Below are 20,289 nucleotides of genomic sequence, written 5' to 3'. Positions count from 1 at the left end.
GACCGCGAGGCGGGGGCAGGTTACTCCCTTGCAACATCGCATGGCATCACAGTGGCGCAGCTTGACGCCATCCGGTGTCGCCCGGTGCCGTTCGGCGCCATTCCACGCTCCCAGGGCGGCGTACCCCGACACCGCGTCGGCGTACGTCGCCACGTCGGCGTTCTTGGCCACCTGCCGGGCCTGCGCCAGAGGGGCTGCATAGGATCGCCGGCATGACACTGCGACCTGTCCTGGTGAACATAAAGGCTCTTGATGACTCGGCGGTCGGCCGGTTCTGGGCGGAGGCGCTCGGCTGGCGTGTTACCAGCGAGGAACCCGGCGCGACCGCCGCTCAACCCGTCGGCTTCGATTGGCTGGACCCGGTCACCGTCTGCGTCGACGTCATTGCCGTCCCGGAACCCAAGACAACGACAAAGAACCGTGTGCACCTCGATCTCGCCACCACCTCTGCGGCCCATCAGGCGGAGTTGGTCGCCCGCCTCCAGGCTCTCGGTGCGACGCCTGCCCACGTGGGCCAGGGCGATGTGCCGTGGACGGTCCTTGCCGACCCGGAGGGCAACGAGTTCTGCGTGCTGGAGCCTCGGGAGATCTACCGGGACACCGGGCCGATCGCCCGGGTGGTGGTCGACTGCGCGGATCCGCGGGCCATGGCCCGGTTCTGGGACGAGGCGATGGACTGGACCCTGCACGAGGTGACCGACGATCACGCGGTGTGGCGCTCCGCCAAGGGTGTCGGCCCGTATCTCGAGTTCCTCCGCACCGGCGTGAAGACGGTGCCGGACCGCGTCCATCTTGACCTGGTGCCGGACCCCGGTGACGACAAAGCAGCGGAGGTGTCCCGGCTGCGGGCCCTCGGCGCCACCGACCTCGACCTCGGCCAGGGCGACGTCCCGTGGACGTGCCTGGCCGACCCGGAGGGCCACGAGTTCTGCGTCCTCGCCCGGTCCTGACGCGGAGCCTTGACGTCACCCTGACACGTGAGCCCTGTCTGCATCATGCGCCATGACCCCGGGTGGGTTGGGCTGCGGCCTCTCGGTCGATTCGGGCGCTGAGAGCTTGCGTGTAGGGGGGCGAGATCAGCTCGCTCGCCAACCACAACACTCAACTTGTTGACGCTCGTCGCCCTCCGTCGGGGCCGTCGCGGTGACGCGCGAGTCCGCCCGCCCCCCGGGGGGTCATACTGCGGCCTGTTCCGCTTGTCGCACCGCCTTGGTGAGCTGCATACGCGTGAGCCTTTGCACGACGACGACGGCCAGCAGCGCGGCGCCGATGTCGGCAAGGCAGCCGACGATGAAGGCGTTCGCGCCCGCCAGGAACTCGTCGGCCGTCTGGGCCATGTCGTACTGAGCGCCCCCCAGGATCGAGTGGGCCACTTTCACTGCCCCGCGAGCATGCGGACGTCCAGCCTCAGCCCCGCCCGCCCCCGCCGGTACGCTGATACGCCTATGCTCCGCATCCCCCACACTCCCCGCACCGCTCCGAACCACCGCAGGCGGACGCTCATCACCGCTCTCGCCGCCTGCGCGGCAGTCGTGGGCCTGGGCGGATGTGCCGCGGAGGCCGGCGCACGGGACGGGGGTCCGGCGCCCACACTGTCGCCGCCCACCAGCGCGTCGCCGCTGTGGCCGGAGTACGCCCCGCCGCCCACACCCACGCCCACCGGCCCCGACCGTCCGTATTTGAGCATCAAGGGTGTCGAGGTGCCCGCGGCCGGGCTGAAACGCATAGCCGTGAAGGAGTTGTTGGAGAAGGACCCCAATGTGCCCCCGCTGGTGCAGGCCGCGATGGAGAACTGCCCCGGTCCCGACTGCGGGCTGCGCCGGCCCGTCTACCGGGATCTGACCGGGGACGGGCAGGACGAGTTGGTGGTGGCGCTGGATGCGCAGGAGGCCGGGCTCACGCTGATCCAGGTCTACGGGGCCTTCGGCACCGCGGTGCGGCCGGTGCTGATCAGTTGGGGGCCGCTCGGGCTCACCGGCGAGACCTTCGGGCGCGATCTGGTTCTCACCTCGACCGGCAACGACGGCCGCTTCACCACCCGCTACCGGTGGGACGGCAATGTCCTCACCGCAGCCGTGCAACAGGACCAGCCCCGCACCGTGGCGAGTCCGTCACCGCTCCCCACTACCAGGACGGACCGATGACCTCTCCCCCCGCCCTGCCCGGCAGCGCCGCCGAGGCCCATCTGCTGCTCGTCGAGGACGACGAGGTCATCCGCAACACCGTCCGGATGCTTCTCGAGCGCTACGGCTTCACCGTCTCCACCGCTGCCGACGGACTGTCCGGGCTTGAGATCTTCCGCGAACGGCGCCCGGATCTCCTGCTGCTCGATGTCATGCTCCCGGAGCTCGACGGCATCGGACTCTGCCGCCGTATCCGCGAACTGAGCCTTGCCCCCATCCTCATGATGTCGGCGCGCGGCGACGCCCTCGACGTCGTGTCAGGCCTTGAAGCGGGTGCCGACGACTATGTCGTCAAGCCGTGCGAGAGCGCGGTGCTCGTCGCCCGTATCCGCTCACTGCTGCGTCGCGCCTCCTTCACCCCCTCCCCCGCGGACGCGGGCGGCGCCGACACCGCCACCATGACGTTCGGGGACCTGACGATCGACACCCGTGGCATGGAAGTCCACCGCGCGGGACAGCCGCTCGCCCTCACCCCGACCGAGCTGCGGATGCTTCTCGAATTCGGCGGGTCGCCCGGTGTCGTACTGGAGCGCAGGACGCTGCTCAGCCGCGTGTGGGACCACGCCTGGCACGGCGACACTCGTGTCGTCGATCTGCATGTGCAGCGGCTGCGGGCGAAGATCGGCGCCGAACGGATCGAAACGGTCCGCGGCTTCGGCTACAAGCTGCGGCGCTGACCATGCCGTTGAGATGGCGAATCGCCGCCCTTGTCGCCGCCGCCATCTGCGCGGTCGCTGTCGCCGTCGGCGTACTCGTCCACCACGCCTCCCGCGACCGGGAGATGTCCCAGGCCCGCGAGGCGGCCCGCACCACCCTCGACCGGGCCGCCATCACCTATACCCGCAGCGGGACGGTGCAGGGCACCGGTGCCGTGCTCGACGCGCCCGGACTGCCCGCGGGGCTGCGCAACCTCGCGGCCCGCGGCCGGCAGGGGACGCAGTACGCGACGGGTCCCGCCGGTCCGGCCATGTGGGCGGCCCGCCCCGCCGGCGAGCAAGTGCTGTCCGTACAGGTCGACATGACCATCACCCTGCGTGACATCAGCGCACTCGACGCGACCATCGCCTGGGCCGGGGCCCTGACCACCGCGGCCGTGCTGCCGCTCGGTGTGATCAGCGCGGGGCGGATGAGCCGGCGCCTTCGTACGGCCGCGGGCACGGCGCGGCGAATCGCCGACGGAGACCTCGACGCCCGTATCGATGCCGCGGCGCGCCCCAGCGACGAGATCGCCGAGATCTCCACGGCCGTGGACACCATGGCCGCGGCCCTGCAGCAACGCCTGCGCAGCGAGCAGCGGTTCACCGCCGATGTGGCCCACGAACTGCGTACGCCCCTGATGGGCCTGGTCACCGCCGCCGAACTGCTCCCCGAGGGGGACGAGGCTGCCGGGTATGTCCGCGACCGGGTGCGCGTCCTTGCCGCGCTGGTCGAGGACCTGCTGGAGATCTCCCGGCTCGACACCGGCGCGGAAGAGGCCGACCTCTCGCCCTGCCCCCTCGGCCTCCTGGTGAAGGACATCACCGCCCGCACCGGCCTGTCCGTACGACTCGTCTGCGCGGACGGCACGGACGGAACGACGACGGTGTGGACCGATCCACGCCGGCTGGAGCGCATTCTCACCAATCTGATCGTCAACGCACACCGGCACGGCCTCGCTCCGGTCACCGTCGCTGTGGCGGCGGACGGCAGGACCGTGTCGGTACGTGACCACGGTGCCGGCTATCCGGACTCGCTGTTGCGGGACGGGCCGCAGCGCTTCCGTACGGGCGCCCGCGAACGCGGCACGGGCCATGGCCTGGGGCTGACCATCGCCCTGGGTCAGGCCAAAGTCATCGGCGCGGCACTGGAGTTCACCAACGCCCCCGGCGGCGGTGCACACGCCACCCTCCATCTCCCGGAACCGGAGCGTCCGATACACGGCTGATACATCTCCGAGGCCCAGCCGATGTCTCCCTTTGCGTTTATGAAGACCTTCGGCGCTGAGGATGGCGCCATGCGCACCAGTTGGAGTCCGAACCGGACGGTGGATCGGCAGAAGGCGAGCGAGATCAGCAACGAGGTAAGCGAGGCGTGGTCACCCACAGAGGCGAGAGGGACGGTCCGCGAGGGCCGGTTCGCGCGTCGGGGCCGGCGGAAGGCTCCCGCCCCGAAGCGGACCGGAATCCGCCGTTTCCTCAGCTGGCGGAAGGCACTCACCGCGCTGATCTGCGTCATCGCCCTGCTGATCGGAGGCTTCACCGTCCTCTACGTCGCCATCGACATCCCCCAGGCCAATGCACTGGCCAAGGCGCAGAGCAATGTCTTTCTGTTCAGCGACGGCAGCCGCCTCGCCCGCACGGGGGAGATCAACCGGGAGACGGTCCCGCTCAGCCGGGTGCCCGAGGATGTGCAGCGCGCTTTTGTCGCGGCGGAGAACAAGGACTTCTACAGCGACTCCGGCGTCTCACTGTCCGGGACCGCCCGCGGCATCGTCAGCACGGTCACCGGCGAGGGCAAGCAGGGCGGTTCGACCATCACCCAGCAGTACGTCAAGAATTACTACCTGAGCCAGGAGCAGACCGTCAGCCGCAAGGTGAAGGAGCTGGTCATCTCCCTCAAGGTCGACCGGCAGTACTCGAAGGACGACATCCTCGCCGGGTACCTGAACAGCAGCTACTACGGACGCCTCGCCTACGGCGTGCAGGCCGCATCGCGCGCCTACTACCACCGGGAGGTCGAGGAGCTGAGCGTCGAACAGGGCGCGTATCTGGCCGCGTTGCTGCAGGCTCCCAGCCAGTACGACTGGGCCATCGCGAGTCCCGAAGGCAAGCAGCTGGTCACGGCGCGCTGGAACTACGTACTCGACAACATGGTGGAGGAGGGCTGGCTGGACAGGGGGAAGCGGCAGGCGATGAAGTTCCCCGTACCGGCGGCGCCGGCGCCGGCGTCCGGGCTCTCCGGTCGGACCGGCTATCTGGTGGATGCCGCCACGCGTGAGCTGATGGCCTCCGGCGTCAGCGAACAGGAGCTGGCGGGCGGTGGCTGGCGCATCACTCTCAACATCGATCCGGACAAGCAGCGAGCGCTGGAGCAGGCCGTCGCCTCGGGGCTCAGCGGTGTGGCGGGGCCTGAACCGGAATCGGGGTCGGAGTCGGAGTCGGGCGAGGTGGCCGGGGCGGCGGCCGCCGACGCCAACCAGCAGGCCGGAGCCGTATCGGTGGACCCGAAGTCCGGCCGAATCGTCGCTCTCTACGGCGGCCGCGACTATCTGCGCCACTACGTCAGCAACGCGACCCGCTCCGACTACCAGGCCGGCCCCACCTTCGGGCCCATCGCCATGGCCGCCTCCATGCAGGCCAAGACCGAGAACGACGAGGACCCGTCAGGCCTGTCGGCAACGGACGACAACGTCCAGCAGACCGCCAAGGCGCTCGGCATGGACGTGAGCAAGGACGAATTCGCATCGCCGGAGGCGTCGTCGCTGGGGCTGATGGGAGCCAGTCCGATGGAACTGGCAGGCGCCTACGCCTCCTTCCGCCACGACGGCAAGAAGGTCACCCCGTCGATCGTGAAGTCCGCGGAGCGGGACGGCGAACGCACCCAGCTGCGCAGTGCGATAGGCGAGCAGGCGATCACCTCCCAGACCGCCGAGCTTGTCACCTCGTACCTCAGTGGGACCCTCGGCCGACGCGACCTGGGCGATCCCACGTTCGCGGCCGATGCAGAGAAAGCCGGGACGACGACCTCGGGCCGTACGGACGACAGGAAGGCCGAGTGGTTCATCGGCTCCGCCGACGACCTCGTCACGGCGATCGGCCGCTTCGGCGAGGACGCGAAAACTCAGAAACAGGTGACCCTCAAGAACATCGGCGAAGGGTACCCCGCGCTGATCTGGGGCACCTACACCAAGCGGGCACTGTACGGAGCGGAGCCGCGCTGACTCGTCTCACGCCCGCGGGCTCGGCTCCTCGACGGCCGAGTCCTGCGGCACCGGGGCCACGGGGTGTTCGAGAGCCGGTCCAGCCATTCGGTCATGAGAGCCGATTCGGCGGTGCTGAGCCCCTCGCCGTGCGCCTGGCGCAGCAGGGTGCGGCGCCGGCGCGGAGGAGGCTCAAGTGCCGTCCGGGGCATCCCCTCTCCGTAGCGAGGTTACGCATCGGGTCGGCCACCGCGGGGCCCGCCGACCCGAATGTCGGCAGGCCCCCGTCGTCAACCCGGTCGTCCACGACGGTGCAACTAGCACTCGCCGCGCCAGACGACCTTCACGATCCGGGTTCCGGGGGCGGCGTTCCCCTTGTACGTGCCGGGGCCCGGGTTGTAGTGCAGGCACACGGTCTCGGTGCCGCCCTCCACCGCGTACGTCATGTTGATGTGGTCGGCGCCGGGGTAGCGCACGCCGTTGTTGAACGCGGAGCGGAAGGCCACATTGCCGGACCAGTTGCCCGCCGCCTTCACCACGAGTGAGCCGGTCTGGTTCTCGCCGCTGTAGGCGCAGAAGTAACCCTTGGGACAGCCGGGCGGGTTCGGCTCGGCCGAAGCGGACGGCGCGGCGGCCATGACGCCGGTGAATGCGGCGGCGGTTGCGAGAATGCCCAGGACTTGTTTGCGCACGGTAGCGCTCCTTTGCATGCATTGCGGAAAGGGGGCTCTCGCTCCTGGCCCCGGAACGGGCAGGAGCCGCATTTCATGCTGGCAGCGGCCACATGACCTCGTCACGCCTTTCGATGACGCTTAAAACGTCCGACGCGGCAAAGGTCGGTTGAGGTTCGCGGCAGCGAGTGCTGCGGCTGCCGCGGCGGCGAAGCTTCCCGGCGTGGTCCATACCAAGACCTTGACAGGCCCTTAGTTCACTTCTTAAATCACAGAGTGAACTAAGTGTCCCCGCCCAGCCCCACGCCCCCCACGCCGTTCCGTGGTCTGTCATATGCATGCCAGACCTGGAAGGGAGAGTCATGGACTCCCCGTGCTCACCGCGACGCCTGCTCCTCTCTGTTCTCTCGGTCCTCGCCCTGGCGGCTGTCACCACCGGCCTGGCGCAGGGCGCCCCCGCCCCCGCGCCACCGACAGCCGCGGCCGCGCCGGCCGCCATGACGTTCGCCGACGAATTCGACGGTCCCGCGGGCTCCGCCGTCGACGGCGGCAAGTGGCAGATCGAGACGGGCGACAACGTCAACAACCACGAGCGGCAGTACTACACGGGGGGCAACCGCAACGCCGCTCTCGACGGCCAGGGTCATCTGGTCATCACCGCACGTCGCGAGAACCCGGCCAACTACCAGTGCTGGTACGGCAGATGCGAGTACACCTCCGCCCGGCTGAACACGGCAGGCAGGTTCACGCAGACGTACGGACATGTCGAGGCCCGTCTGAAGGTGCCGCGCGGACAGGGCATGTGGCCCGCCTTCTGGATGCTGGGCAATGACATCGGCCAGGTCGGCTGGCCCGACTCGGGCGAGATCGACGTCATGGAGAACGTCGGCTTCGAGCCCTCGACCGTCCATGGCACGCTCCACAGCCCGGGATACTCCGGCTCCGGAGGCATCGGCGCCGCCTACTCGCTGCCCGGTGGGCAGGCCTTCGCCGACGCGTTCCACACGTTCGCCGTCGACTGGGCCCCGGACTCGGTCACCTGGTCCGTGGACGGCGCGGTCTACCAGCGGCGTACGCCCGCCGATCTCGGGGGCCGTACCTGGGTGTTCAACAAGCCGTTCTTCCTGATCCTGAACCTCGCGGTCGGCGGCTACTGGCCGGGCGACCCGGACGGCAGCACCGTCTTCCCTCAGCAGCTTGTCGTCGACCATGTACGGGTCACCACCAGCGACAAGGGGCCGGGCACGACCGGCCGCATCACGGGCCTTGGCGGCAAGTGCGTCGACATCGCCGGGGCCGGCAGCGCCAACGGCACACCCGTACAGCTCTACGGCTGCAACGGGACGACGGCCCAGCAATGGAACGTCCGCAGCGACGGCACCCTCCAGGCCCTCGGCAAGTGCCTCGACGTCACCTCCGGCGGAACCGCCGACGGCACCCCGACCCAACTCTGGGACTGCAACGGAACAGCCGCCCAACGCTGGAACGTCACCGCCGCCCACGACATCGTCAACCCCCAGGCCGGCAAATGCCTGGACGCCACCGGCAACAGCTCGGCAAACGGCACCCGCCTGCAGATCTGGACCTGCACCGGAGCCGCCAACCAGAAGTGGACGGTGGCGGGCCGATGAGCCCGCGGGCCTCCCGCAGCAGCCCCTGGACTTCACAAGTGTCCTCACCGCCGTACAACCGCTGACCCCACCAGCACAGGAGAAATCGTGCTTCGATCGCAGCGCAGGCCCAGCGCGGGCCGTCACACCTTCAAAGCCGGCCGCAGCACCCGGCCCCTCGTGGCCGCCTTCGCCGTGGCGGCCTCGGCCTTCTCGGTTCTGGTCGCCGTGCCGTCCAGCGAGGCGGCGACGCCTCACAAGGCAGCCCGGGCGGCCGCGTTGCCCACCGGTTGGGCCACCGTGGTGAACAGCGGCAGTGGCAAGTGCCTGGACGCGCGCTCGGCCGCGACCGCGAACGGCACCGCCGTACAGCAGTACGCCTGCAACAACACCACGGCCCAGCAGTGGAGTTTCACCGCCACCAGCGACGGCTCCGTCCGGATCGACAACCGCAATGACCCGGCTCAGGTGGTGGACGTGAGCGACGTGTCCACCGCCGACAACGCGGCCGTTCACCTGTGGGCCTACGGCGGCGGCAGCAACCAGCAGTGGCAGCCGGTGGACGAGGGCGGGGGCGGGTACCACTTCGTCAACCGCAACAGCGGCAAGTGCCTGGATGTCCCCTCCGCCTCGACGGCGGACAGCGTCCAGCTCGTGCAGTACACCTGTAACGGCACAGCGGCCCAGCGGTTCCAGGTCGCACCGGTGAGCACCCCTCCCGCTGATGTCGACCTCGGTCCGAACGTGGTCGTCTTCGACCCGTCGATGCCGTCGTCGACCATTCAGAACCGGCTCGACTCGATCTTCCAGCAGCAGGAGACCAACCAGTTCGGCTCCCAGCGCTACGCAGTCATGTTCAAGCCGGGCACCTACAACAACGATGTCAACGTCGGCTTCTACACCCAGGTCCTCGGCCTCGGCCAGTCGCCCGACTCGGTGACGATCAACGGCTCGGTGCACGTCGAGGCCGACTGGTTCCCGCCGCAGAACGCCACCCAGAACTTCTGGCGCGGCGCCGAGAACCTCTCGGTCAACCCGGCCGGCGGCACGGACCGATGGGCGGTGTCCCAGGCGGCTCCCTACCGGCGTATGCACGTCCGAGGCAATCTGGCGCTCGACGACGGCGGTTGGGCCAGCGGCGGCTTCATGGCCGACACCAAGATCGACGGCCAGGTGCGGTCCGGTACCCAGCAGCAGTGGCTGACCCGTAACTCCCAGCTCGGCAGCTGGACCGGCGCCAACTGGAACATGGTCTTCGTCGGCAGCCAGGGCGTCCCAACCACCAGCTTCCCCAGCCCTCCCTACACCACCGTGAACCAGTCACCCACCGTCCGTGAGAAGCCCTTCCTCTATGTGGACAGCGCCGGCGCCTACAAGGTGTTCGTACCGTCCCTGCGGGCCAACTCCTCAGCCACCACCTGGGCGGGCGGCGACGCCGCAGGCACCTCCCTCGGCATGGACCGGTTCTTCGTCGTGAGGCCGGGCGCGAGTGCCGCGCAGATCAACGCCGCGTTGGCGGAGGGCAAGAACCTGCTGGTCACCCCCGGTGTCTACCATCTGAACCAGACCCTGCGGGTGACCCGCCCGGACACCGTGGTCCTCGGGCTCGGCCTCGCCACGTTCGTCCCGGACAACGGCGTCACCGCGATGACTGTCGCGGACGTCGACGGCGTCAAGGTCGCGGGCATCCTCTTCGACGCCGGTACGACCAGCTCGCAGACCCTGATGGAGGCCGGCCCGTCCGGCTCCTCCGCGGGACACGCCGCAAACCCGACGTCCCTGCACGATGTCTTCTTCCGGGTCGGCGGTGCCGCGGTGGGCAGGGCGACGACGAGCCTGGTGGTCAACAGTGACAACGTCATCGGCGACCATATGTGGATCTGGCGCGGCGACCACGGCACCGGCATCGGCTGGACCAGCAACACGGCGGACACCGGACTTGTGGTCAACGGCGACGACGTCACCATGTACGGGCTGTTCGTGGAGCACTACCAGAAGCATCAGACGGTCTGGAACGGCAATGGCGGGCGCACATACTTCTACCAGAACGAGATGCCGTACGACCCGCCCAACCAGGCGGCGTGGATGAACGGTTCGAGCCAGGGCTATGCCGCGTACAAGGTCGGCAGTCAGGTGACCAGTCATGAGGCATTCGGGCTCGGCAGCTACTGCTTCTTCAACGCGAATCCGAGCGTGACGGCCGAGCGCGCCTTCGAGGCTCCGAACACTCCGAATGTGCGCTTCAGGAGCATGGTGACGGTATCGCTGGGCGGCACGGGGACGATCCGTCATGTCATCAATGACCGGGGCGGACCGTCCAACTCCTCGACGAATGTGGCCAATGTCGTCAGCCATCCCTGACACCGACCGTCTCGTCCGATTCCTACTGGTCCTACTGGGCAGCCGCCCCCCTCAAAGCGTCGAGCAGTCCGCGCAATGCGGGCCGGGTCAGCGAGGTCTTCCGCACCGCCGCGTGGATTGTGCGGATCGGTTCGGGTCCCCGACCTTGGGTACGACGACTCCGGGATGGCGGTTGCCCAGTGACTGCCGCCTGTGGTCTCCATCGCACTCGGGGCGATCGTGCTGGACGAGGTGCTCACCTTCCGGATCGTCGCGGGGATGGTCGTCGTGCTCGCCGGTGTCGGTCTGACGCGGTGGCGGAAGCGGACAAATTCCGCATCGCCGCTCGTGGAAGCCGGGCAGGCCGTCGGCTCGCCGACCGCGGTGCGCTGACGACGGGCCGCCGAGCGCTGGGCAGCGGCCCGTAGCGCCGAACATCCGGAGGCCGACAGGACCCCGGTCCGCCAGTTGAATCGCCCGCTGACCGACCGAAAAGTTCATGCAACAATGCACCGGCCGTCGCTACCCACGGGTAACGAAGCCGCTCCGCCAGCATGCCCTGCCCCTGCCGCACCGCACAGGCACGAGGAACCAACGCAATGTCGTACTACTCCCCACCACCCTCATATCCCGAGTTCCCCGAGCCACAAGGACGCTCCTTCCACTCCTGGCAGGAGCCCGCGGCCCCGCCCCCGCCTCCGCAGCCGCCGGTCGATCCCCACCGCGACATCCGCGCCCTGAGCGCCGCGTACAAACGGCTGCGCCGGGTCGCGACCCTGACAGCCCTCGGGTACTTCGTGCTGTTCCTCTTCCTTTCCGCCTGGGCGCCGGGACTGATGACGAGCAAGATCACCGGCGGCCTCAACATCGCCCTCCTGCTCGGTCTGATCCAGCTCCCGGTGACCCTCATTGCCGTCGCCGCGTACGAGAGGACCGCGCGCCGGCGGGTGGACCCGCTCACCGAAGCCGTACGCCTCCAGGCGGCCCCGAACACCCAGGGAGCACGCCGATGAACGGATTCGGCTCCGAGACCCAGACCATGTCCTTCGTCGCCTTCATCGCGGTGACCACAGTGACCCTGCTGCTGTGCGTGATGACCGGGCCCGACCGCGACGACCTGGAGGAGTTCTACACCGGCTCCCGCTCGCTGTCCCCCGTCCAGAGCGGCCTCGCCATCGCCGGCGACTACATCTCCGCCGCGAGTGTGCTGGGCACCATCGGCGTCATATCGCTACTCGGCCAGGACGGGCTCGTACTCGCCCTCAGCACCGCGCTCTCCCTCGTGCTGCTGATGTTCCTGCTGGCCGAACCACTGCGCAACGCCGGCCGGTTCACCATGGGCGACGTACTCACGCGTCGCGCCCCGAGCCCCGCCGTGCGCATCACCGCGTGCGTCGTCACCCTCCTCGCCCTCTTCCCCCTGCTGATCTTCCAGCTGGCGGGCGCCGGGGACCTGCTGGCCTTCGTTCTCGGGATCAACGCCGCGGGTTTCAAGACCGGGTCCATCGTGCTGCTCGGCCTGCTGATGATCATCTACGCGGCCATCGGCGGCATGAAGGGCACCGCATTCATCCAGATCGTGAAGACGGTGGTGCTGCTCGCCGCGGCCGTCGCCATCGCCGCGCTCGTCCTGAACCGCTTCGACTTCAGCATCCCCTCGCTGCTGGACGCGGCGGCCCGCGGGAGCGGTGCGGGCGACGCGTATCTCGCGCCCGGGCTCCAGTTCGGCGGCGACGGACTCGACATGATCAGCGCACAGCTGACCGTCGTCCTCGGCGCGGCATGCCTCCCGCACATCACGATGCGTATGTTCAGCTCCCGCAGCACACAAGCCGTGCGGCGCTCCATGTCCTGGGCGGTCTCGACCGTCGTCGTCGTGTGCGTGCTGAGCGCCGTCATCGGCTTCGGTGCCGCCGCGATCGTCGGCCGCCAGCAGATCATGCTCGGCGACCCGCAGGGCAAGACCTCGATCCTCATGGTCAGCCGGGCGGTTATGGGCGCGGATGTGTCGGCCCTCGAGACACTGCTGTTCACGGCCATGACGACGGCGATCTTCCTGACGCTGCTCGCCTCCGTCGCCGGCATCACGCTCGCCTGCGCCAATACCCTTGCGCACGACCTCATCACGCACGGTCTGCGCCGCAGGAAGGCTTCGCGCGACAGCACCGAGATGATGCTGGCCCGTGGGACGGCGGCCGCGATCGGCCTCGCCGCAATCTTCCTCGCGGCGGTCTCGCGGCATGTGAACCTGCAGGCGATGGTCACGCTGTCCTTCTGCCTGGGTGCCTCGGCCATCGCGCCCGCGCTGATCTACAGCCTCTTCTGGCGCCAGTACAACCGCAGCGGGCTGCTGAGCACGCTCATCGGCGGCACGGTGAGCGTGCTGATCCTCATCACCGGCACCACGCTCGTGTCGGGATCCCCTCAAGCGATCTTCCCCGACGACGACTTCACCTGGTTCCCGTACACCACCACGGGCCTGGTCTCCGTCCCCGTCGGATTCCTCGCCGGCTGGCTCGGCACTCACCTCACCCGTAACAGGGCAGAAGGTCTCCGCCGAGAGGACGACGCGTACGACGTCGACGCTTCGATCCTGGCCGACGCGGGACGACCGCGGGGATGACGCCGACGACCCTGTCCGCCAAAGCCAACGATCGGAGTCGCTCCATGGCACGTACGTACTCGGTGTCGGACAGCGTCGTCATCGACGCCGACCCCTCGGAGATCTACGCGAAGGTCAGCAATCCGGCTCTGATGGGCCGCTGGAGCCCGGAGAACCAGGGCGCGACAGTGCCCGACGGCACCCAGGAGGCGTACGTGGGCATGGTCTTCGACGGCTACAACAAGCGGGGACCGATGCGGTGGACCACACGCTGCACGGTGACCGTGGCGGATCCCGGTGAGCGGTTCGCCTTCCAAGTGCGGGCGATCGGCAGGCGCAAGCCCCTGCTGCCCGGTCGCATCGCCACCTGGGAGTATCGCTTCGAGGCGGTCGACGGCGGAACGCGGGTCACCGAGATCTGGACGGACGACCGACGCGCCTGGCCCGATGCCCTGGCCAACGCGTTCGACAGGCTCGCCACCCGCGGACAGGTGTTCGCCGACTTCCAGCGCGCGAACATACGCACCACTCTGAGCAACCTCAAGAAGGCGATGGAGGCGACGCCCACCGCCTTCTGAGACTCGCGTGCGGCCCGCTCGCCATCGCCCTGCGAAGTGGGCGAGCCCGGCGTTCAAAACGGTCTGGTCAGGACCTGCTGAGGGACGCGGGTGGTCGTGATCAGTCGGTGGAGAGTCCAGCGGCGGAGTCCGCCAGTGCGTCGAGCACCGGCCGGATCAGCGGGTGTGCCTGGGCTCCGCTGCGTACGGCGGCGAACACGCGGCGGGTCGCGGCCGGGCCCGCCACCGGCCGTACGACGGTGTCCTTCAGCTCCATCCCACGCAGCGCCGAGCGCGGCACCAGCGCGACCCCCGCGCCCGCCCCGGCCAGGGCGACCACGGCGCGGAAGTCGTCGGACAAGTGCATCAAGCGGGGCTGGAAACCTGCGAGTTCACAGGCGAGGAGGACCATGTCGTGGCACGGGTTGCCGGGGTACGGACCGATCCAGTCGCTGTCCGCGAGTTCGGCGAGCTCGACGCGTTCGGCCACGCCGAGGGGGTGGTCGGCGCGCAGCACGGCGTCGAAGGGCTCCGCGTACAGCGGCACGCGCGCGAGTCGCCGGTCGTCCTCGCGGGGCGCTCCCCGGTACTCGACCGCGACGGCCAGATCCGCCTCACCGTCGAGCACGAGCGGCAGGCTCTCGTCGCCCTCGGCGTCCCGTACGCGTACCCGGATGTCCGGGTGCTTGACCGTGAGAGCCCCGATGGCGGGGGCGACGACCTCCGCGATGCCGGTGGCGAAGGCCGCGACCGTGACCTCGCCGGCCGCGCCGCCCGCGTAGGCCGCGAGCTCTGCCTCCGCCCGCTCCAGCTGGGCGAGCACGGCATGCGTGTGGGCCAGCAGGATCTCCCCCGCGGCCGTCAGCCGCACCCCCTTGCCGCTGCGGATCAGCAGGGCGTGGCCGGTCTCCTGCTCGAGCGCGTTGAGCTGCTGGGAGACTGCCGAGGGGGTGAGATACAGCGCGGAAGCCGCGGCGGTCACCGTACGGTGGTCCGCCACGGCCCGCAGAATACGCAGCCGCCGGGGGTCGATCACCCCGCCATTGTCGCTCGTGCGTCGACGAACGCCGCCACCGCCCGCTCCACGTCCTCGGTGGAGTGCGCGGCGGAGAGCTGGACCCGGATCCGAGCCTGGCCCATCGGCACGACGGGGTACGAGAAGCCGATCACGTACACACCGCGCTCCAGCAGAAGCTCGGCCATCCGCCCGGCCTCGGCCGCGTCGCCGATCATGACGGGAGCGATGGGGTGGTCGCCGGGCAGGATCTCGAAGCCCGCCTCGGTCATCCTGGTACGGAACAGAGCCGTGTTCGCGTTCAGCCGCTCGCGCAGGTCGCCGGCCGACTCCAGCAGGTCAAGGACCTTGAGGGAGGCGGCGGCGATCACCGGGGCGAGGGAGTTGGAGAAGAGGTACGGGCGGGAGCGCTGGCGCAGCAGGGCGACGATCTCGGCGCGGGCCGCGACATAGCCGCCGGACGCGCCGCCCAGCGCCTTGCCGAGGGTGCCGGTGATGATGTCGACACGGTCCATGACGCCGTGCAGCTCGGGGGTGCCCCGGCCGCCGGGGCCGACGAAGCCGACGGCGTGCGAGTCGTCGACCATGACCATCGCGTCGTAGCGGTCGGCGAGGTCGCAGATCTCGGCCAGGGGGGCGACGTAGCCGTCCATGGAGAAGACGCCGTCGGTGACGATGAGGCGGCGGCGGGCGTCCTGGGTCTCCTTGAGCTGCTGCTCCAGGTCGGCGAGGTCGCGGTTGGCGTAGCGGTGGCGGCGGGCCTTGGACAGGCGGATGCCGTCGATGATGCTGGCGTGGTTGAGCGCGTCGGAGATGACCGCGTCCTGGGGGCCGAGGATGGTCTCGAAGACGCCGCCGTTGGCGTCGAAACAGGAGGAGTAGAGGATCGTGTCCTCCTGGCCGAGGAACGCGGACAGGCGCGCCTCGAGCTCCTTGTGGACGTCCTGGGTGCCGCAGATGAAGCGGACGGAGGCCATGCCGTAGCCCCAGCGGTCCAGTGCTTCCTTGGCGGAGGCGACGACCTCGGGGTGGTCGGCGAGACCGAGGTAGTTGTTGGCGCAGAAGTTGAGCACTTCGCCGGTGGCGACGGAGACGGAGGCACTCTGCGGGGTGCCGATGACCCGCTCGGGCTTGTAGAGACCGGCGGCGCGGATCTCGTCGAGGGTGTTGCGCAGGTCGTCGCGGACGGACGCGTACATGGTGGGGCTCCTTACGAAAGCTCGGACGAGAGGCTCAGACGGTCCAGTCGAGGATGATCTTGCCGCTGCGTGCGGTGGCGGCCTCGTCGAAGGCGGCGTTGAAGTCCTGGTAGCCATAGCTGCCGGTGATCACCGGGCTGAGATCGAGGCCGCCTTCGAGCAGGACGGTCATCGCGTACCAGGTCTCGAACATCTCGCGTCCGTAGATGCCCTTGACCGTGATCATCGATGTGACGATCTTCGACCAGTCGACGGCGAACTCCTCGGCCGGCAGACCCAGCATGGCGATGCGGCCGCCGTGCGTCATGTTGTCGACCATGTCGCGCATGGCCTCGGGGCGGCCGGACATCTCCAGGCCGATGTCGAAGCCCTCCTTGAGGCCGAGCTGCCGCTGGGCATCGGCGATCTCGCTCTCGGCGACGTTCAGCGCGAGCGTGGCGCCGGCCTTGCGGGCGATCTCCAGGCGGGACTCGCTGACATCCGTGATCACGACATTGCGCGCGCCCGCGTGCCGGGCGACGGCCGCGGCCATGATGCCGATCGGGCCCGCGCCGGTGATCAGTACGTCCTCGCCGACCAGCGGGAACGAGAGCGCGGTGTGCACCGCGTTGCCGAACGGGTCGAAGATCGCGGCGATGTCGAGGTCCACCTGCGTACGGTGCACCCACACATTGGACGCGGGCAGCGCCACATACTCGGCGAACGCGCCGTCCCGGCCGACGCCGAGACCGATGGTGCTGCGGCAGAGATGGCGGCGGCCGGCCAGACAGTTGCGGCACTTGCCACAGACCAGATGGCCCTCGCCGCTCACCACATCGCCGACCTCGATGTCCTGGACGTCGGCGCCGACGGCGGCGACCTCCCCGACGAACTCGTGGCCGAGCACACGGGGCGTGCTCACGGCCTGCTGGGCCCAGCCGTCCCAGGATCTGATGTGCAGATCCGTCCCGCAGATCCCGGTGCGCAGCACCTTGATCAGCACATCGCCGGGGCCGGTCCCCGGCTCGGGCACGTCCATGAGCCAGAGGCCGGGCTCGGCATGCTGCTTGACAAGTGCCTTCATCGGGGGCGGCTCCAAGCGTGGTGGGGGCCGAGGCCAGGCGGCTCGACAGCTCCAGTCAGTGGACCTGGACCAATCTGCCCAGCCGTGACTGCAGAGTCCATCGAGGATTTCTTAAGCGGGCCAACAGCCCAGCTTCATGCAGGCCGGGCAGGGCAGGGGCGTCGGCCGGAATTTCCGAGAGGGAGCGACACCCGGAAGCACCAACAGGTTGTACGGCGAACGGGGAGGCGAACGGCCGGTGCCGAGGGGACCGGTGGGTCCAGGGCTTCAGCGAGCTGACCGTCTGTTGCCTTGCCCGGGGCTCCGCTCATTCTTCAACGCTCATCGAAATGATTGCGAGCCGATCTGCCGCTTCGCGATGCTCGAACTCGTTCACCAACGGAAGGACAGGAACACCATGGTGAAGAGGACCAAGGCGATGGCTTCGATCGCCGTCGGCGCACTCTCCATCGGACTGCTGATGACCGGTGCGGCCACAGCCCAGGCATCCGCCCTGGGGCTGCCCTACGCCGTCACTCCGTACGAGAACGTCAACGTCCGTGCCGAAGCCACGACCGCGAGCGCCATCGTCGGCCATGTGAAGGCCGGCGAGCCCCGTGGGGCCTCGTGCTGGAAGCACGGCCAGCTGATCAAGGACAACGGTTACTCCAACGACATCTGGGTGCGGCTGGCCGAAGGCTATGTCAGCGCCGTGTACCTCAAGGGCGACGCGCGCGGCGGCCTGCCGGCCAGTGCCGAGTGCTGATCCCGCAACACCGCACGGGGGATTGCGGCACCCGGCGGGGCCGGCTCCACCGGCCCCGCCGGGTGCCGCTGCCGTCAGTCGATGCCCCGGATGCTCCGGGCACGGCCGCCCTTGCCTCCCGGCCGGCGCGGTACCCGTGCGTCGACGAGGTTCGGCAGGTCGGAGGCGGATGCGTCGGCTCTGCGATCGGTCAGAGCGCTGAGCTGAGCACGCAGGCCCTGGTTCTCGATGTACAGCTCAGCGAGCGCCCTGACCTTCGTACGCACGACCCACGGGTCGACCGGCTTGACCAGAAAGTCGGAGACGCCCAGTCCGTACGCACGGGCGGCCAGGTCGTCGTCCCTGCCGAGGCCGGTCATCAGCACGACCGGCAGATTCCGGGTGTGGTCAAGGCGCTTGAGATAGGCCAGCACCTCCAGGCCGTCCATCTGTGGCATCACGACATCGAGGATCACCACCGCTATACCGCCGCGCAGAACGGTCTTCAGCGCCTCGTCCCCGCTGCGCGCCCGTACCACCGGGCGCCCCACGGGCCGTAACAGACTCTCGATCGCGAAGAGATTGTCCTCGCGGTCGTCCACCACAAGAATCTTCAAGGCACAACCCCCATTTGTGCCTCCCTCGACAGTCGGCCACATCAGCGAACGCCGCCCGCTGCGGCAAGGGTGGCCCCGTCCGTGTCTCCGGCTCCCGCGGGGCTTCGGGTCGTAGGGGCAGTATGAAGCCTCGGGGCGCCTCAGGCACCAGGCGGGAACGCGCCCCTGTTGTCCGGGAACTGAACCGGGCGCTCCGTAACCGCTTCTGTCGGACCATCAGCCTCACGAACCCCGCAGTGCAGTGGTGAACTCCGTTGGCTTCCCGTCAGGCCGGAACCGCGACCGCCGGCTCTGACAACGCTCCGCCGATGCGCGCAGCCGCCTGAGCAGGCCTCGCCCGCGCGGACGCGGAGACGGCGCCACCGGCTCACGTACGACTACGGATCTGAGCCCCGGCGCCTTTGCGCCCGGACGTGGTGCGGGCCGCAGCTCGCGCGCCCGGCGCAGCGCGTCCGCCAGGTTCACCCGGTGCCAGAGGATTTCGTCCGGATGGTCCGCCAGGAGCAGCCGCTCCACCACCTCTCCGGCGGCCGGTGTCTGAGGGCGGCCGGGAGCCAGTTCGGGCCGGAGCACTCGCAGATACGAGCGCTCATAGGGATCGGTCGTCACCTCGGCCACCGTGACCGGGTCGAGGACGGACGTGATCACCGCAGCCCGCTCCCAGGGATCCTGGGTGGCGCGCAGCAGCAGCCCCAGCCGTCTGCCCCGCCAGTTGCGTGCGCGCCTGTCCTCGCCCGCATCCAGCATCGTCCGCAGCGCGGGTGGGGTCCGGCCGGCCAGGAGGGCGGGATGAGCGAGCGCGAAGTCGCTGAGCTCTTCTGCCAGATAGAGCCAGACGACCGCGCGATACCGGTTCAGATAGAACCGGATCGGCGTGAAATGGCCGGTGCGGGCGAGCCGGGTGAAACGAGCCGAAGTGATCGAGATGAGCCGCGCGCCCTCCACCGTGCCCATGGTGCGCACCCGCCCCCGCAGAGCATCCGGGAATCCATCCGCCCTGCGCAGCCGGTCGACCTCGCGCTGATCGACTCGCGGCGGGCCGCCGCTCGCGCCGGGCATGGTCCGGACATGCCCCAACTGGACAGCGAGATCCAGCTCTCCTCGCTTGAGCTCCAGCTCCTGAGCCGCCCGGCCCAGCGCGAGACTGCGGACTTCCGGAATGTCCGCCTGGGTGCCCGTCGTTCCCGGGCTGAGCACCAGGCCGGGCGTCATTGCTTCCGTCACCTTCATGTCGGTCAGGTCCCCCGTGAGTTGCGAATACTCTCGGTGACGACCGTAGCCCGACCCGGGGGCTTCCCGCCCGGCCTGTGGATAACTCCCGGACCGAGCTGTGGGACCGGACGCTGCCCGGCCGAAATCCCGCAGCTCAGCGGTCGGTTCCACCCGCCTGCCTGGCCGCGACGCCCAGATGCTCGCCGACCCGGTTGACCATCAGCGTCATCTCGTACGCGACCTGACCCACATCGGCCTCGGCCGCGCTCAGTACGCACAGACAGCTTCCCTCGCCGGCCGCCGTGACGAAGAGCAGCGCATCGTCGAACTCGACCATGGTCTGGCGCGCTTTGCCCGCACGGAAATGCCGGCCGGACCCGCGTGCGAGGGAGTGCAGTCCGGAGGAGACCGCGGCGAGGTGTTCCGCGTCCTCCCGCGCGAGCCCCGTGCTCGCCCCCGTCACCAGCCCGTCGTTGGACAGCACCAAGGCATGCCGTATGTGCTCGATCCGCTTCGTCAGGTCGTCCAGCAGCCAGTCAAGTCCCTTGTCCAACGGCATGGTCGGTCCTCCCCGCTCGTACGTTCCCCGTGGCCCCGT

Annotated in this window: 20 protein-coding genes; 12 read left to right on the top strand and 8 right to left on the bottom strand. The window is 69.3% G+C overall.

Features of this window, described 5'->3' with window-relative positions; all coding sequences use genetic code 11:
• Positions 1-212: 212 nt before the first annotated feature.
• Complete coding sequence (locus ACQEVG_RS34950; protein WP_432991418.1) at positions 213-950, top strand: VOC family protein; 738 nt, start codon at positions 213-215, stop codon at positions 948-950.
• Positions 951-1,175: 225 nt separating this feature from the next.
• Here ACQEVG_RS34950 and ACQEVG_RS34945 read toward each other — a convergent pair whose 3' ends face one another.
• A complete protein-coding gene (locus tag ACQEVG_RS34945; protein ID WP_432991416.1) occupies positions 1,176-1,373 on the bottom strand; it encodes a hypothetical protein in 198 nt (65 codons plus the stop codon).
• 72 nt (positions 1,374-1,445) lie between these two features.
• On the opposite strand from ACQEVG_RS34945, the gene ACQEVG_RS34940 reads away from it, so the two are divergent.
• The 4 genes from ACQEVG_RS34940 to ACQEVG_RS34925 all read left to right on the top strand — a co-directional run bounded on the left by ACQEVG_RS34940 (position 1,446) and on the right by ACQEVG_RS34925 (position 6,102).
• Positions 1,446-2,144 (top strand): hypothetical protein, encoded by a 699-nt coding sequence (locus ACQEVG_RS34940; RefSeq protein ID WP_432991414.1) that lies wholly within the window; start codon positions 1,446-1,448, stop codon positions 2,142-2,144.
• Positions 2,141-2,860, top strand: a complete 720-nt coding sequence (gene cseB, locus ACQEVG_RS34935) for a two-component system response regulator CseB (protein WP_432991412.1) — start codon at positions 2,141-2,143, stop codon at positions 2,858-2,860. The genes ACQEVG_RS34940 and cseB overlap by 4 nt, the downstream gene beginning before the upstream one ends.
• Positions 2,861-2,862: 2 nt before the next feature.
• On the top strand, positions 2,863-4,107 hold the full coding sequence (locus ACQEVG_RS34930; protein WP_432991410.1) for a sensor histidine kinase: 1,245 nt from the start codon (positions 2,863-2,865) through the stop codon (positions 4,105-4,107).
• Between the two features lie 69 nt (positions 4,108-4,176).
• Positions 4,177-6,102 carry a transglycosylase domain-containing protein gene (locus tag ACQEVG_RS34925; protein ID WP_432991408.1) on the top strand — a complete coding sequence of 642 codons (1,926 nt, stop codon included), beginning with the start codon at positions 4,177-4,179 and terminating at the stop codon, positions 6,100-6,102.
• Between the two features lie 296 nt (positions 6,103-6,398).
• On the opposite strand, the gene ACQEVG_RS34920 is transcribed toward ACQEVG_RS34925, so the two are convergent.
• The gene (locus tag ACQEVG_RS34920; RefSeq protein WP_432991406.1) at positions 6,399-6,773 is read right to left on the bottom strand and encodes a peptidase inhibitor family I36 protein; all 375 of its coding nucleotides are present in this window, start codon (positions 6,771-6,773) and stop codon (positions 6,399-6,401) included.
• A 341-nt stretch (positions 6,774-7,114) separates the two neighbouring features.
• Between ACQEVG_RS34920 and ACQEVG_RS34915 the strand changes: the two genes are divergently transcribed.
• The 6 genes from ACQEVG_RS34915 (at position 7,115) to ACQEVG_RS34890 (ending at position 13,882) form a co-directional block, all read left to right on the top strand.
• On the top strand, positions 7,115-8,383 hold the full coding sequence (locus ACQEVG_RS34915; protein WP_432991404.1) for a ricin-type beta-trefoil lectin domain protein: 1,269 nt from the start codon (positions 7,115-7,117) through the stop codon (positions 8,381-8,383).
• Positions 8,384-8,542: 159 nt separating this feature from the next.
• Positions 8,543-10,723: an RICIN domain-containing protein gene (locus ACQEVG_RS34910; protein ID WP_432993117.1), complete on the top strand. Its 2,181-nt coding sequence runs from the start codon at positions 8,543-8,545 to the stop codon at positions 10,721-10,723.
• A 192-nt stretch (positions 10,724-10,915) separates the two neighbouring features.
• Complete coding sequence (locus tag ACQEVG_RS34905; RefSeq protein ID WP_432991402.1) at positions 10,916-11,095, top strand: hypothetical protein; 180 nt, start codon at positions 10,916-10,918, stop codon at positions 11,093-11,095.
• A 206-nt stretch (positions 11,096-11,301) separates the two neighbouring features.
• On the top strand, positions 11,302-11,715 hold the full coding sequence (locus tag ACQEVG_RS34900; protein WP_432991400.1) for a DUF485 domain-containing protein: 414 nt from the start codon (positions 11,302-11,304) through the stop codon (positions 11,713-11,715).
• Positions 11,712-13,325, top strand: coding sequence for a cation acetate symporter (locus tag ACQEVG_RS34895; protein ID WP_432991398.1), 1,614 nt, complete (start codon positions 11,712-11,714; stop codon positions 13,323-13,325). Before ACQEVG_RS34900 ends, ACQEVG_RS34895 begins: the two co-directional genes overlap by 4 nt.
• A 44-nt stretch (positions 13,326-13,369) precedes the next feature.
• Positions 13,370-13,882, top strand: coding sequence for an SRPBCC family protein (locus tag ACQEVG_RS34890; protein ID WP_432991396.1), 513 nt, complete (start codon positions 13,370-13,372; stop codon positions 13,880-13,882).
• Between the two features lie 100 nt (positions 13,883-13,982).
• On the opposite strand, the gene ACQEVG_RS34885 is transcribed toward ACQEVG_RS34890, so the two are convergent.
• The 3 genes from ACQEVG_RS34885 to tdh are packed head-to-tail and all read right to left on the bottom strand — an operon-like array spanning position 13,983 to position 17,138.
• Positions 13,983-14,897 (bottom strand): LysR substrate-binding domain-containing protein, encoded by a 915-nt coding sequence (locus tag ACQEVG_RS34885; RefSeq protein WP_432991394.1) that lies wholly within the window; start codon positions 14,895-14,897, stop codon positions 13,983-13,985.
• Positions 14,894-16,075, bottom strand: a complete 1,182-nt coding sequence (locus tag ACQEVG_RS34880) for a glycine C-acetyltransferase (RefSeq protein WP_432991392.1) — start codon at positions 16,073-16,075, stop codon at positions 14,894-14,896. The genes ACQEVG_RS34885 and ACQEVG_RS34880 overlap by 4 nt, the downstream gene beginning before the upstream one ends.
• A 34-nt stretch (positions 16,076-16,109) precedes the next feature.
• Positions 16,110-17,138 (bottom strand): L-threonine 3-dehydrogenase, encoded by a 1,029-nt coding sequence (tdh, locus tag ACQEVG_RS34875; protein WP_432991390.1) that lies wholly within the window; start codon positions 17,136-17,138, stop codon positions 16,110-16,112.
• Between the two features lie 397 nt (positions 17,139-17,535).
• On the opposite strand from tdh, the gene ACQEVG_RS34870 reads away from it, so the two are divergent.
• Positions 17,536-17,883 carry an SH3 domain-containing protein gene (locus tag ACQEVG_RS34870; protein ID WP_432991388.1) on the top strand — a complete coding sequence of 116 codons (348 nt, stop codon included), beginning with the start codon at positions 17,536-17,538 and terminating at the stop codon, positions 17,881-17,883.
• A 74-nt stretch (positions 17,884-17,957) separates the two neighbouring features.
• On the opposite strand, the gene ACQEVG_RS34865 is transcribed toward ACQEVG_RS34870, so the two are convergent.
• The 3 genes from ACQEVG_RS34865 to ACQEVG_RS34855 all read right to left on the bottom strand — a co-directional run bounded on the left by ACQEVG_RS34865 (position 17,958) and on the right by ACQEVG_RS34855 (position 20,250).
• Positions 17,958-18,479 (bottom strand): response regulator, encoded by a 522-nt coding sequence (locus ACQEVG_RS34865; protein ID WP_432991386.1) that lies wholly within the window; start codon positions 18,477-18,479, stop codon positions 17,958-17,960.
• Between the two features lie 222 nt (positions 18,480-18,701).
• Positions 18,702-19,709: a DUF6397 family protein gene (locus tag ACQEVG_RS34860; RefSeq protein WP_432991384.1), complete on the bottom strand. Its 1,008-nt coding sequence runs from the start codon at positions 19,707-19,709 to the stop codon at positions 18,702-18,704.
• A 136-nt stretch (positions 19,710-19,845) separates the two neighbouring features.
• Positions 19,846-20,250, bottom strand: a complete 405-nt coding sequence (locus ACQEVG_RS34855) for a roadblock/LC7 domain-containing protein (RefSeq protein WP_432991382.1) — start codon at positions 20,248-20,250, stop codon at positions 19,846-19,848.
• Positions 20,251-20,289 lie beyond the last annotated feature (39 nt).

It is taken from the genome of Streptomyces sp. CA-135486, from assembly GCF_050936555.1.
Taxonomy (GTDB): Bacteria; Actinomycetota; Actinomycetes; order Streptomycetales; family Streptomycetaceae; genus Streptomyces.
Note: the sequence above shows the minus strand (reverse complement) of the source record. Positions and strands in the feature narration are given on the sequence as shown.